This is a genomic window from Paenibacillus silagei (genome assembly GCF_017874735.1).
Classification (GTDB): Bacteria; Bacillota; Bacilli; order Paenibacillales; family Paenibacillaceae; genus Paenibacillus_AQ; species Paenibacillus_AQ silagei.
In genome coordinates this window covers 248772-261665 of record NZ_JAGGLV010000009.1, presented here as the reverse complement: position 1 = coordinate 261665, position 12894 = coordinate 248772, and the positions used below count along the sequence as shown (strand labels likewise).

The 12894-nt window shown below is 53.3% G+C and carries 11 protein-coding genes; 8 read left to right on the top strand and 3 right to left on the bottom strand.

Annotated features, from left to right (window positions below):
- Positions 1–71: 71 nt before the first annotated feature.
- Both J2Z70_RS15810 and J2Z70_RS15805 read right to left on the bottom strand, forming a co-directional pair.
- Entirely contained in the window at positions 72–1454 is a 1383-nt protein-coding gene (locus J2Z70_RS15810) for a sensor histidine kinase (protein ID WP_209874652.1), read from the bottom strand.
- Positions 1454–2167 (bottom strand): response regulator transcription factor, encoded by a 714-nt coding sequence (locus J2Z70_RS15805; protein ID WP_209874649.1) that lies wholly within the window; start codon positions 2165–2167, stop codon positions 1454–1456. The genes J2Z70_RS15810 and J2Z70_RS15805 overlap by 1 nt, the downstream gene beginning before the upstream one ends.
- A 164-nt stretch (positions 2168–2331) precedes the next feature.
- Here J2Z70_RS15805 and J2Z70_RS15800 point away from each other — a divergent pair, with 164 nt between their 5' ends.
- The 3 genes from J2Z70_RS15800 to J2Z70_RS15790 are packed head-to-tail and all read left to right on the top strand — an operon-like array spanning position 2332 to position 4736.
- Positions 2332–3249: an ABC transporter ATP-binding protein gene (locus J2Z70_RS15800; protein ID WP_209874647.1), complete on the top strand. Its 918-nt coding sequence runs from the start codon at positions 2332–2334 to the stop codon at positions 3247–3249.
- Positions 3246–3998, top strand: coding sequence for an ABC transporter permease (locus tag J2Z70_RS15795; protein WP_209874646.1), 753 nt, complete (start codon positions 3246–3248; stop codon positions 3996–3998). The genes J2Z70_RS15800 and J2Z70_RS15795 overlap by 4 nt, the downstream gene beginning before the upstream one ends.
- Before the next feature lie 12 nt (positions 3999–4010).
- Positions 4011–4736: an ABC transporter permease gene (locus tag J2Z70_RS15790; protein ID WP_209874644.1), complete on the top strand. Its 726-nt coding sequence runs from the start codon at positions 4011–4013 to the stop codon at positions 4734–4736.
- Positions 4737–4869: 133 nt separating this feature from the next.
- Here the strand turns inward: J2Z70_RS15790 and J2Z70_RS15785 are convergent, their stop codons facing one another.
- Positions 4870–6012 carry an asparaginase gene (locus tag J2Z70_RS15785; RefSeq protein WP_209874641.1) on the bottom strand — a complete coding sequence of 381 codons (1143 nt, stop codon included), beginning with the start codon at positions 6010–6012 and terminating at the stop codon, positions 4870–4872.
- A 349-nt stretch (positions 6013–6361) separates the two neighbouring features.
- Between J2Z70_RS15785 and J2Z70_RS15780 the strand changes: the two genes are divergently transcribed.
- The 5 genes from J2Z70_RS15780 (at position 6362) to J2Z70_RS15760 (ending at position 12846) form a co-directional block, all read left to right on the top strand.
- The gene (locus tag J2Z70_RS15780) at positions 6362–7399 is read left to right on the top strand and encodes an ABC transporter substrate-binding protein (protein ID WP_209874638.1); all 1038 of its coding nucleotides are present in this window, start codon (positions 6362–6364) and stop codon (positions 7397–7399) included.
- A 45-nt stretch (positions 7400–7444) separates the two neighbouring features.
- On the top strand, positions 7445–8551 hold the full coding sequence (locus tag J2Z70_RS15775) for an ABC transporter ATP-binding protein (RefSeq protein ID WP_209874635.1): 1107 nt from the start codon (positions 7445–7447) through the stop codon (positions 8549–8551).
- A complete protein-coding gene (locus J2Z70_RS15770) occupies positions 8548–10203 on the top strand; it encodes an ABC transporter permease (RefSeq protein ID WP_209874633.1) in 1656 nt (551 codons plus the stop codon). The genes J2Z70_RS15775 and J2Z70_RS15770 overlap by 4 nt, the downstream gene beginning before the upstream one ends.
- Positions 10204–10325: 122 nt before the next feature.
- On the top strand, positions 10326–12044 hold the full coding sequence (locus J2Z70_RS15765; RefSeq protein WP_209874632.1) for a sensor histidine kinase: 1719 nt from the start codon (positions 10326–10328) through the stop codon (positions 12042–12044).
- Entirely contained in the window at positions 12016–12846 is an 831-nt protein-coding gene (locus J2Z70_RS15760; RefSeq protein WP_209874630.1) for a response regulator transcription factor, read from the top strand. The genes J2Z70_RS15765 and J2Z70_RS15760 overlap by 29 nt, the downstream gene beginning before the upstream one ends.
- Positions 12847–12894 lie beyond the last annotated feature (48 nt).

Here is a 12894-nt window from a genome sequence, read left to right as displayed (position 1 = left end):
AGAGGATTTTAGCCTAAATGAAAGAACCTCTTGCGCCGCAAGAGGCTCTTCTATTCGTTATCAATCCGTCTTCACGCCAAAGGAGGTAACTGCAGAGTTGCACACAGCCCTTCCCCCGTAGGGCTCTCCAGAACAAGCTTGCCCTTATGGGCTTCGGCGATGCGTGCGACCATCGGAAGGCCAAGCCCGTGGCCCTGCCGGACGGGGCGGGTCCGCTTCCCGGAGTAAGGTAACAGGACCAGCTCCGGCAAAAGCTCTGCCGGAACCCCTGGCCCGTCATCGGATACAGATAGACAACATTCCGGCTCCTCCGGGCTGCGGGAAACCGTTACCGTAATCCGGCACCCATCCGGGTTATGCCGGATGCTGTTCTGAACCAGATTGCTTACTGCACGGTAGAGCAGCTTCTCATCGCCCATTACCTGCAGGCGCTCGTCCATAATGCACAGGTCCAGTGAATAGCGCTCCTCCAGGCCGTTATTAATGAAGTCGGATACCACGGTCCGGGCCAGAGCGGATAAGCGTACCGGCTTAAGCTGCAACGGTTGCATGTCATACTCCAGCATCGAGACGAGATTCAAATCGCTGACCAGCGACCTTAGCTGCTCGCCTTGGCGGCGGATGATGGCAGCCTGCTGGCGTTGCTCTCCGGTCAGGTTGTCTTGTTCCTCCAGATTGCTTGCGTAGCCCAGGATCATCGAGAGCGGGGTGCGGATGTCATGGGAGATCCCGGCGATCCAGTTGGAGCGGGCTTCATCCCGTGATTTCAGCTGAGAGCTCCTGGTCTGCAGGGTAGCGGAAGCCGAATTAATACTCTCGGACAAATCACTGAAGAGTCCGGCAGTCTCCAGGTTAACCGGCTTGTCTTTGGCCAGGGCATGAATGCTGTTGATCAGCGGACGGATCTTGCGGATCAGCCTGGTGCCGATGAACAAGGAGAGGGCCACGGCCAGTGCCACATTGCAGATCAGGAGCAGCAGCACTCTTAAGGGAAGGGAGCGCAGCCAGTCCGTCATGTATCCGAGCTGATATTTTTCATATGAATATTTAGGATAGCCTACGACAATAAGTCCTTCTGGATGCTCCCAGATATACACAGGATATTCCAGCAAGTAGTAGCGTGAGAACTTCGCCACCTCTACGATGTTGTAAGCGTGCGGAATCTCCGGCGGCAGCTGCTCACTCCATGTCACCTTGCCTTCCGCGTTCAGCAGCATAGCCCAGGCCCGGTTCTGCTGAAGCAGGGCACCCCCCTTGGGATTAAGGGAATACTTGCCGTCAGACCCTTGCAGAGCTGAGGATATCTCCCGCACAACCTTTTCCGGTGAAGCCTCCTGATGCGTTTCCTTGAAGATCAGGGAACCCAGCAGAATCAGATTGAACAGGAGCAGAAGCGTAGAGACCAGCAGGGTAGAACCTACGAATTTGCGTAAAATCCGGACCGCACTGTCCATTAGAGCGCCTCCTGCACCAAGAGCTTATACCCAAGCCCTCTGACCGTCAGCAATTGTACCGGCTTCGAAGGATCGGCTTCGATCTTCTCGCGGATACGCCGGATATGTACCATTAAGGTATTCTCATACCCGTAGCTGTCATCTCCCCATACCGCCAGGCAGAGAGCATCGCTGGTCACAATCCGGCCGCGGTTCTCATAGAGCTTGACCAGAATGGCGTGCTCTTTAGCCGTCAGAGGCAGCTCCTGGCCGTCTCTTCGTACCACAGCGCTGTTCAGATCCACCACTTGCTCTCCTGACCTGAAGACAGGCAGCCGTTCTGGAATCGGCGAGGCATATACCCGCTTCAGCACAGCCGTCAGACGCAGCATTAACTCCCTCGGCAGAAATGGCTTAACGATATAATCATCCGCCCCCAGTCCCAGACCCAGCAGCCTGTCCTCATCTTCACCTCGCGCAGACAGGAATAGTACCGGCATATCAGAGAAGGTGCGTATGGCGGAGAGAAGCGAGAACCCGTCCCCGTCCGGCAGCATCACATCCAGAATGGCGATATCCGGTTTTTCCTGGCGGCATATGGCGAGGGCACTGCTATAATCTCCAGCCGCATAGATGCGGTAATACCCTTCTTTTCGTAAAAAAAGCTCGATCATCTCACGTATTTTTGGCTCGTCCTCAACGATCATTATTTTGCGGTTCTTCATGTTATTCAATCGTCATCACCCATGAATTAGTATACACGATCAGGCGGGGAAGAATGGGAGGTGCCGGCGTATTTAAGGTAGGCGTAAGGTTATCTTCAGCCTGGAGCAAGAGAAGGCCTCTATGCTGGGAAGCAAGAGCTAACTTGAGAGAAATGGAGCTGAACTGAAAACCTATGAACACTCATCCAATTATCGAGACAAGACAATTAACCAAAACCTATGGGGGAACGCCCCGGGTGGATCAAGTAAATCTGAAGGTGCAGCAGGGAGAGATCTTCGGCTTCCTCGGTCCGAATGGAGCAGGGAAGACGACTACGCTCAAGATGCTGCTGGGACTGGTGCAACCCACCCAAGGAACCGTTAAGCTGTTCGGCCAAGAGCTGCGGAGCCACCGGCTGGAGATTCTGAACCGGACGGGTTCGCTGATTGAGTCGCCTTCCTATTACGGACATCTGACGGGCCTTGAGAATCTGAAAGTCATGCAGCGGCTGCGCAGCCTGCCCGCTAAGAATATCGATAAGGTCCTGCAGATTGTCCGGCTGGACAATCACCGGCACAAGCCTGCCGGGCAGTATTCGCTCGGAATGAAGCAGCGCCTGGGTCTGGCGATGGCCTTGCTGGCTTTCCCGAGCCTGCTGATTCTGGACGAGCCTACGAATGGGCTCGATCCTGCGGGGATCGGAGAGATCCGGGAGCTGATTAAATCCTTGCCTGCCCAGTATGACATGACGATTGTGGTATCCAGCCACCTGTTGTCGGAGATTGAGCAGACTGCTACCTCGGTTGGCATCATCAGTGACGGCAAGCTGCTGTTCCAGGGGGCGATGGCTCAGCTTCAGGCGCAGAACCGGGCGGCGGTTCACTTTCGGATCGATGATCCCGCCCGGGCAGTCCGGATACTGTCGGAGCACGGGTATAGGCCCATAATGCAGGAGCAGCAGCTGGTGTTCAGTGCCATGCCGGACTCTGAGGTGGCCCGGGTCAATGAGATTCTGGTGTCCGGCCAGATTGCTGTGAGCCGGATCGTGGAGTCGAGGAAGAGTCTGGAGGATATCTTCTTGGATCTCACCGGAAAGGAGCGAAGCCTGTGATGAAAGCCTTGTTCCTGGAATACTACAAAATCCGGCGGAGAAAGGTATGGGCGATGCTGACCCTCTTTCTGGCCGCCGAGCTGGGCTGGGCGGCCATGTCCATGAGCATCTCGATCTCGCGGAGTGCAGACAATGCTACCTGGGAAGCGCTGATTTTCAGCCTTTCGTCCATGAACGGGCTGTTCCTGCCGATTCTGTCGGCGATTGTGGTGTCAAGGATTTGCGACATGGAGCATAAAGGGGATACCTGGAAAATGCTGATGACTACTTCTGTCGGACGCCAGACGGTGTATGCCGCCAAATTCGTCTGTGCCGGAAGTCTGATCCTTTACGGCATTCTGGCCCAGGTTGTTTTTATTGCCGGCTTCGGTATGTTCCATAGACTCGCAGAACCGCTTCCGGCAGGCCTGCTGCTGCAGTTCACTGCGGGTACTCTGATTGCCAGTCTGCTGATTATTGCGATGCAGCAATGGATATCGCTGGCGGTGAAGAATCAGGCATTTGCCCTGTGTCTTGGCATGCTGGGCGGGTTCCTGGGGACGACCGCAAGCTTGTTCCCTGCCGCTGTCCGTCAGTTAGTCGTCTGGTCTTATTATTTGGATCTCAGTCCGGTGACTTATGTGTATAAGGCTTCATCAGGAACCTATGCTACCGGAAGCATGCCTCTGATTCAGTTAAGTGCAGCTCTGATACTGACACTGGTTCTGTATGTTGCCGGGAATACCCATGTCTCCAAACAATCGGTCTAAGGAGGAGAACTTATGCTTAGAAGTGTTGCTGCCGAATGGCCCAAGCTGCGCCGCTCGCGGATGGGACTGGTGCTGGTCAGTCTGCCTGTGGTCAGCCTGATGATCGGCTGTGCTAATTTTGTGATGAACCGGGAGGCCTTGCAGGGAGAGTGGTATAGTCTATGGACTCAGGTAAGCTTATTTTATGGAGAGTTCTTCCTGCCGATTCTGATTGCCATCTGCTGCGCGTTTGTCTGCCGGCTGGAGCATGCGAACCGGAACTGGAATATGATTCTGGCTGCTCCAGTATCCGTAACCAGTCTCTTTATAGCCAAGCTTGTTATTGTGGGCATGCTGATTGCCGGAGCGCAGGCGCTATTCCTTCTAATGTATTGGGCGGCAGGACAGATGCTGTCTATGACGGGGGATTTTCCAATGGACATCATCGTGTGGACCCTGCGCGGCTGGGTGGCTTCGCTGAGTATTGCTGCCCTGCAGCTCGGCTTGTCCATCCGTATCCGCAGCTTTGCAGCGCCGATCGGAATCAGTCTATGTGCGGTTTTTGTCGGGCTGGGCCTGTATGTGCTCAAGCTGGGGCTGCTGTTCCCATATTCGCTGCTGACCATTGGCATGGGCGTGCTCACCCAGCGCGGACTGACAGCTATGGAGAATCTGCTATTCTTCCTGATGAATGGAGTCTACCTCGTAGTTCTGTCAGTCTGGTCGATCCGCAGATTGAGGTATAAGGATGTAGGCTGATGCGGTAGCGGGCAGGCGTAGGAAGCATTAAGCAGCGTTAAGCAGCAGAAAGCGGAGGCCGGGGGCCTCCGCTTATCTTTCGTACCCTATGAGGAAATGATGTGGAGGACCCGCTCGAAACGCGCGCGTCTTCTTATTTGCTCATATCGTAATCCGGCATTCCAATGGTAGAGAACCACTGACGGATCTGCTCCTGGTCCTTGGAGAAGGTAAGGCCCAGCTGAAGCAGGATTCTTGCCTTTTGCGGGAGTAAATCGCCTGCACCGATGATGCCTTTGGCGCCTGTGTCATATACTGCGCCTGAACCCGCGCGTGTTGCACTTACGAATAAGACGCCCTTCTCGATAGCCGCCGTACGGGCTGCCTGCTGTGCGGTGGAGATGCCTCCTGCGCCGTGACCCGCAGTTACGATCCCCTTAACCCCTTCATTAGCCAAGGCCGTAATGGGCGCAGCGGAGGCTTCTGTATAACTATACACAACATCGACTTTCGCCAAATCCTCCGGCTGGATGGTGCTGAGATCAAAAGGAGTCTTCCACTTCTCCGTACCGGCATCCCTGACGCGGGCTGGAGCACGAACCGCACGTATCCGGTTCTCGTCTACCGTTCCCAGAGCGCCGTACCGGCCCCCGTCAAAGGTATCCAGGCGCAGCGCATCGGTCTTGGTAACTTCCCGGGCTGCAAAGAATTCATCATTCATCATCAAAACTGTACCATAGTAAGTGGTTTTCTGGCTTGCAGCCAGTCGGATTGCATTCAGCAGATTAGCTTCCCCGTCAAAGGAGATCGTATTGGATTGTCGCATGGACCCGGTGAAGATAACAGGCTTGGGACTGCGGACAGTGAGATCAGTCCAGTAAGCCAACTCTTCCATGATGTTGGTGCCGGTAGTAACAACTACAGCATGAACAGCCGGGTTGGCCAGTTCCTTGTCGATAGCGATGGTAAGGTTGTATAAGTCCTTGGAGGTGGTTTGCGCCGAGCTGATATTGCTTAGCTCAGTACTGGTGACATTGGCTATTTTGGATAGCTCGGGCTGTAGTCTTTGGATAATATCATTAATGGATACCTTTGGCGTGCCATACGTCTGAAACAGCTCTCTGGAAGGAGAAGTGGAGGTGATGGTTCCCCCGACACCGACCACTACGACATTCGGTATGATTCTCCCGGGAGTGGTGACTTCGGCGGCCTTCGTGACGGAAGGAAATGACAACGCGATGAAGAGAACAAGCAGGGCGGTGAAGAGACGTTGACTTCTTTGGAGAACAAGATTCATAAATGACCTCCTCTAATTTGATTTCTGTGTAAGTATATATGACATTCTTCATAATTGTCAAAATTATAATTTAACTTTTATGTAAAATTAATTCATAAATATGCATAAAAATTTAGATAAATTCGATTTTGTGTAATTATATATAACATAATTATGACGTAATCCAATTGTTTCGGTTAAGATGGTCAATAGTGGTGTTGATGATAATCCACTCTACTCAAATGTTAGTTAACATAACTTATATTGTTATTTTAGTTGCGAATTTTAGATGATTTTGTCGAATAATAGGATTTTAAAGAAATTTGAAGCTGCTAAAATAGACCTATATCCAGATAAGGGGTGAATGAAAATGAAAAAGTGGTTGAAGGTGTCACTTATTATGACAATGATGGTGGTTGTGCTCTCGGCGTGCGGAGGAAACAAAGCGAATGAAGGCGCGGCGGGCGGCAGCTCGGACAAGCTGGTAGTCTACACCCCTAATAGTGAAGCGATGATTAACGCACTTATTCCGGCCTTTGAGAAGCAGACGGGCGTTACTGTAGAGCTGGTATCGGCGGGCAGCGGTGAGCTGATCAAGCGGATTCAGTCCGAGAAAACAAACCCGTATGCCGACGTTATGTTCGGTGGTGCTTATGCTCTGTTCAATGATAATGCGGACCTGTTCGAAGAATATGTATCTTCTAATGATAAGGATCTGTTGCTGGGACACACGAATACGACAGGGATCATGACCTCTTATGTCTCTGACGGCAGTGTGCTGCTGGTGAACACGAATCTGGCAGGCGACATTCCGATTAAGGGCTATGCGGATCTGCTTAATCCGGCGCTGAAGGGCAAGATTGCCATGGCAGACCCGGCGAACTCCAGCTCGGCATTTGCTCAATTAACGAATATGCTCAGAGCGATGGGCGGCGATTATACCTCAGAGGCTGGCTGGGATTATGTGGCTAAGCTGCTGGAGAATCTGGATGGCAAAATTGCCGGCGGCTCCAGCAAAGCGCACAAGAGTGTCGCGGACGGCGAATATGTGGTGGCGTTGACGTACGAAGATCCGGCAGTCAGCTATGTCAGAGACGGAGCCCCGGTCAAGGTCGTGTATCCCGAAGAGGGAGCGGTATTTCTGGATGCGGTAGCGGGAGTGGTCAAAGGCTCTCCGAATCAGGAGAACGCCAAGAAGTTCATTGACTTCCTGATTTCCAAAGAAGGACAGGATGCACTGGGGAAAGAGACCACGAACCGTCCATTGCGGTCGGATGCGGTAATTGGAGACTTCATGACACCGATGGATCAGATCAAGGTGATTGATGAGGATGTGGCTTATGTTGCCGAGAATAAGGCAGTGATTGTGGAACGTTACAACGAGTTGTTTACGAGTATTGCTAAATAACCCTGGCTACAGAGCAGCTAAATAGAGAGAAGGCGGGTGTGCAACATGAGCGTCGCAATATCCTTCAAGAATATTGTCAAAAAATATGGCGACACCACCGTGATCCCCGAGCTGTCCTTGAACATCCAAAAGGGTGAGTTCTTCACCCTTCTGGGTCCTTCGGGCTGCGGGAAGACGACACTGCTGCGGATGGTGGCCGGCTTCAACAGTATTGAAGGCGGGGATCTCGGCTTCAACGATAAAGTCATGAACAACGTCCCTCCGGGCAAACGGAACATCGGAATGGTCTTTCAGAATTACGCCATTTTCCCCCATCTGAGCGTATCGGAGAATGTAGCCTTCGGGCTGGAGAACCGTAAGGTGGGCAAGGAGGAGCGGCAGCGCAGAGTCGCGGAGATTCTGGATACGGTGCAGATTGAAATTTACAAGAACAGAATGCCCAAAAATCTCTCAGGCGGTCAGCAGCAGCGCGTAGCCCTGGCCCGTGCCATCGTTATTAATCCCGATGTACTGCTGATGGATGAGCCGCTGTCCAATCTGGACGCGCAGCTCCGCGTGGATATGCGCAATGCCATCAAGCGTATCCAGCGCGAGGTTGGAATTACGACAGTCTACGTCACCCATGATCAGGAAGAGGCGATGGCGGTATCCGACAGGATCGCGGTGATGAAGTCCGGTATCATCCAGCAGGTGGGAACACCGCGGGATATCTATCAGCGTCCGGCCAATCTGTTCGTTGCCACCTTCATCGGGCGGACCAATGTTATGGACGCGAAGCTGGAGAGGGGAGCCGGAGGCAGCATGGTTCTTCGTGTGGGTAACAGCTATTCACTGGAGGTTCCGGGGCTGCAAGAGGAATTGTTATCCGCTGCAACGGCAGAGGTGAAGGTCTCCGTGCGGCCGGAGGAATTCGTGCTGGCTGGAGACGGGGCAGGCCTTCCGGGAACCGTGGTGAACAATGTGTTCCTGGGGCTGAACACCCACCTGGTGGTGGCGCTTGAGAACGGACAGGAGGTGGAGGTCATCCAGCAGTCGGCTTCCACTCAGGCGGTGGAGATCGGACAGCAGGTGACGCTTGCCATTCTCCCGGAATCGGTCAATGTTTACGATCAATCCGGGGAACGCAATCTGAACCGGGGGATTCGGCTATGAGCGGCCGGATGAAGCGCTGGGATATCTGGTCGCTGATTACCTTTGTTATTTTTGTAGGGTATCTGGTATTCCTGGCCCTGCCCTTGTTCATGCTATTGATAAAAAGCTTCTTCGACAGCAACACCGGAGACTTCTCGCTCGCCTACTTCCATAAATTCTTCAGCAAAGCCTATTATATGAACGCAGTATGGAATAGCATCAAGGTCACGGTAAGTGTTACCCTGCTGTCTATCCTGGTCGCTGGCCCGCTGGCCTACATTATGACCATTGCCAGAATCAAAGGCAGCGCTGCGGTGCGGATTCTGATTCTGATCTCCTCCATGTCCGCTCCGTTCATCGGTGCATATGCCTGGATTCTGCTGCTTGGACGCAGCGGGGTGATCACTGCCTTCATGTCCCGGGTATTCGGGTTCACGATGCCTGATGTTTACGGCTTCTCCGGCATTCTGCTGGTGCTGACGCTTCAGTTGTCTCCGCTAATCTTCATGTATGTATCAGGGGCGCTGAAGAATGTGGACAACTCCCTGATGGAAGCGGCGGAGAGCATGAACTGCACGGGGCTGCGCAAAATGTGGAAAATCCTCGTGCCCCTGATTACGCCGACACTGCTCGCCGGAGGGCTGCTGGTCTTCATGCGGGCGTTTGCGGATTTCGGCACACCTATGCTGATCGGCGAAGGCTACCGGACCGTGCCTGTCCTGATTTTCAATGAATTCATCAGTGAGGTCGGGGGAGATGACGGCTTTGCTGCGGCGATCAGTGTCATTGTTGTGTTGTTCGCGGTCGCGGTATTCCTGCTCCAGAAGTATGTGGCGAACCGGAAATCGTACAGCATGAGCGCGCTGAATCCAATTGAACCGAAGAAGCTGAAGGGATGGGCCAATCTGGCGGCCCACGCCTACGTATATCTGTTCACGGTACTGGCGCTGATGCCGCAAGTCTATGTAGCGTATACCTCCTTCCTGAAGACCTCCGGCAAAATATTCGTCGACGGCTATTCTCTGGACAGCTACCGGGCGGCCTTCTCCAAAGTGGGAGATGCGATCTACAACACCTTCATGATGGCCAGCATCACCATTGTGATCATTACGCTGGCGGCTGTACTGATTGCCTACGTTACAGTAAAACGCAAAGGTGCGGGGGCAAATGTCTTGGATACCTTCACCATGCTGCCTTATATCGTACCAGGCTCGATTCTGGGGATTGCCCTGCTCGTGACCTTCAATAAAGAACCGCTGGTGCTGAGCGGCACGGCTGTGATTCTGATTGTTGCTTTTGTCATCCGGCGACTGCCTTACACGATCCGCTCCAGTGCGGCTGTGCTCCATCAGGTGAATGACAGCATAGAGGAGGCGGCGATCAGTCTCGGAGCCTCTACCCTGCGGACGTTCTTCAAAATAACCGTGCCGATGATGATCTCCGGGGTATTCGCCGGGGCAATTATCAGCTGGATCAGCATTATTACAGAGCTTAGCACCTCGATTATTCTGTATACAGGGAAGACCCGGACGATGACCGTAGCGGTCTACACTGAGGTGGTGCGCGGCAATTATGGGGTGGCTGCTGCCTTATCGACGCTGCTGACGGTAATCACTGTACTGTCCCTGCTGCTGTTCTTTAAGCTCTCCGGCAAAAAAGAAGTAACCATGTAGCTGTAGTCCGGACCCGCGCCAGCGGGTACCGGGCTTTGCTGCATCCGCTCGCCGACAGGAGGACAGGTATCGGGATGCGCCTGCCCTGGGGTATGATAGCAGGACGAATAGGAGGGGAAGGCATGAGGGCAAAAAGGAGCTTCAAGGATTCGCTGCGCAGACTGTTTTTGCTGCATACGCTTGTGCCGATTTCCATCTTGTTTGTGCTGTTCCTGATGTTCATGATGATTAATTCGCGGTTCCTGCTCATCAATCAGACGACAGAAGCGGGCAAAAAAATCAAGCTGGCAATGGAGGAAGTCTACAGCTCCTACGTGAAGGAAACGAATGAAGCCTCGGCGCTGGATTCCGTTAGGGCGTTCACAAGTGTGCAGGCCCGAGGTCCTGAGGTGTTCGAGCGGTTCTATACGTTCAATAACCGGCAGCGGGTGAAGAGTATTATGTATATTTTAGATACAGATGGAGATATTCTGGCCTCCTCTGCTAACTACGGCTCTGATTCCTCTGACCTTGCGCTTCAGGCTATCGCCCGGCGGATGCACAATCAGGGCCTGACGGAATTGGCCGAGACTAACCCTATCCGCTTCTCGCATGACCGCTATACCGCCTATACGTTTGCCAAGGCAATTAGCGGGAGCGGGGGAGTACAGGGGTATCTGATCTATCAATTGTACGAGCTGGATCTGCAGAAGCTGCTCTTCGTGCAGAATAACGAAATTGCCGTAGTCACCGATCCCTACCGGACCATTATCGCCACAACCAATAATCTGACCCAGGGGCTGATGAACAAATACAGCCTGACCAGTGATTCCAAGGGTTACGTATGGATTGATGACGGAAAGTATTACAGTAAGGAAACGTATCTCCCGTTGTCGCAATGGCGCATTTATACGTTAAGTGCCGCCGAAGGGAACCGCAGCGCCTATTTGTCTCTGGCTGTATTTTTTGCGATGGCGAGTCTGCTGCTCTGGATTGTCATTTGGTATTCGGCCCGCATTATCTCCACGCGCCAATCGAGGGCGATCGATAAGCTGATCTATGCCGTCAGAGAGCTGCAATCCGGCAATATGGATTCTTACGTCTACATCGGAACCGGTGACGAGTTCGAGACGCTGGCGAATCAGTATAACCAGATGCTTCAGCGCCTGAATGAGCTGGTCGCCCAGAATACAGAGCTGTCCGATCTGCGCAGAGTCATTGAAGTGAAGCATCTGCAATCGCAGTTTCATCCGCATTTCATATTCAATGTACTGGAGACGCTCCGCTATGCCATTATCGTGGATAATCAGCTTGCCCAGGATATGGTGCTTACGTTGTCCCGCCATCTGCGCTACAGTATAGGCAATGAGCAGGATCATGTAGTGCTCGGGAGTGATCTGGAATATATAGCAGGCTATATGAAGCTCCAGCAGATCCGCTTCAAGGACAGGCTCCATTACCGCGAGGAGGTCGATCAAGCGGCCCGGACGGCGCTCGTACCCCGGCTGATGCTCCAGCCGGTGATTGAGAATACGATTAAGTACGGCTACCGCCAGCGCCAATCGGTAGCGGTTACGGTGCTGGGCTGGGTAGAGGGGAAGGATCTTATCCTTGAGGTGAAGGATAATGCCGGAGGAATGAGCAGGGAGCGGCTTGCGGAGGTGCAAGCAATCATGCATTCACAGAATAACCGTGCCCCGCATATCGGGCTGCATAATCTGCACAGGCGGCTTGTGCTGATGTACGGCGACCGTTACGGTATTGAGGTGGATAGCACGCAGGGAGAAGGCACAGTCGTTACATTCAGATTGCCATACCGGAAGGAGGAGACAGATGTTCAAGGTGCTGCTGGTAGAGGATGAGGAGATGATCCGCAAGGGGCTGCGGTTCACCTTCGATTGGATGGGAGCCGGCTGTGTCGTGGTCGGGGAAGCCGAGAATGGCGAGGACGGACTGCGCCAGATCGCCGAGCTCCGGCCGGATATCGTCATTGTTGACGTGAATATGCCGCTGCTGGACGGAATTGGTATGATTGAGCAGAGTGTAGAGGAAGCCGATTGCAGCTACATTATCCTGTCCGGCTACGATGAGTTCAGGCTGGCTAAGGATGCCATCCGGCTTGGGGTTACCGAGTACCTGCTGAAGCCGCTGGAGCAGGAGCAGCTACTCGCTGCACTGGAGCGGGCCAAGGGGCAGCTAGCGATGAAGCGGCAGTACTCGGCTGTGCTGACATCAGGCGCTGCTAACGGGGAAGCGCTACAAGCTTCTGTCGTTAAGCTCCCCGGGAAATCGTCCCGTTACGTGTCGAGGATGATCCGGTATGTTCAGGAGCATTATGCGGAGAAAATCGGGATTAAGGATCTCGTGGAAAGCCTGGGAGTAAGCGCCACTTACTTGAATCAGAAGTTCAAAAGCGAAACGACCTATACCTTCAACGATTTTCTGAACCGTTACCGTATACAGAAGGCGATGGATCTGCTGCGCAGCGGAGAGGATAAGGTGTATGCCATTGCCGCCGATGTCGGCTATAAAGATTACAAATACTTCATTGCAATCTTCAAGAAGTACGCAGGCTGCACACCCAGCTACTACCAGGAGCGGTACGGCCTTGGACAGAACAGCGGGGAAGCGGCAGGGGACAGTCACACAAAACAGGCAGACTAAGGGGCGGCGGTAAGCGCCGCTTCTCAGTCTGCCTAAGTGTAACCTGTC

Excerpts from the sequence above, each read along its gene's own strand:
- J2Z70_RS15800 (WP_209874647.1), top strand. The coding sequence starts at position 2,332 with ATGAACACTCATCCAATTATCGAGACAAGACAATTAACCAAAACCTAT.
- J2Z70_RS15760 (WP_209874630.1), top strand. The coding sequence starts at position 12,016 with ATGTTCAAGGTGCTGCTGGTAGAGGATGAGGAGATGATCCGCAAGGGG.
- J2Z70_RS15765 (WP_209874632.1), top strand. The coding sequence starts at position 10,326 with ATGAGGGCAAAAAGGAGCTTCAAGGATTCGCTGCGCAGACTGTTTTTG.
- J2Z70_RS15780 (WP_209874638.1), top strand. The coding sequence starts at position 6,362 with ATGAAAAAGTGGTTGAAGGTGTCACTTATTATGACAATGATGGTGGTT.
- J2Z70_RS15770 (WP_209874633.1), top strand. The coding sequence starts at position 8,548 with ATGAGCGGCCGGATGAAGCGCTGGGATATCTGGTCGCTGATTACCTTT.
- J2Z70_RS15810 (WP_209874652.1), bottom strand. The coding sequence starts at position 1,454 with ATGGACAGTGCGGTCCGGATTTTACGCAAATTCGTAGGTTCTACCCTG.
- J2Z70_RS15775 (WP_209874635.1), top strand. The coding sequence starts at position 7,445 with ATGAGCGTCGCAATATCCTTCAAGAATATTGTCAAAAAATATGGCGAC.
- J2Z70_RS15785 (WP_209874641.1), bottom strand. The coding sequence starts at position 6,012 with ATGAATCTTGTTCTCCAAAGAAGTCAACGTCTCTTCACCGCCCTGCTT.
- J2Z70_RS15790 (WP_209874644.1), top strand. The coding sequence starts at position 4,011 with ATGCTTAGAAGTGTTGCTGCCGAATGGCCCAAGCTGCGCCGCTCGCGG.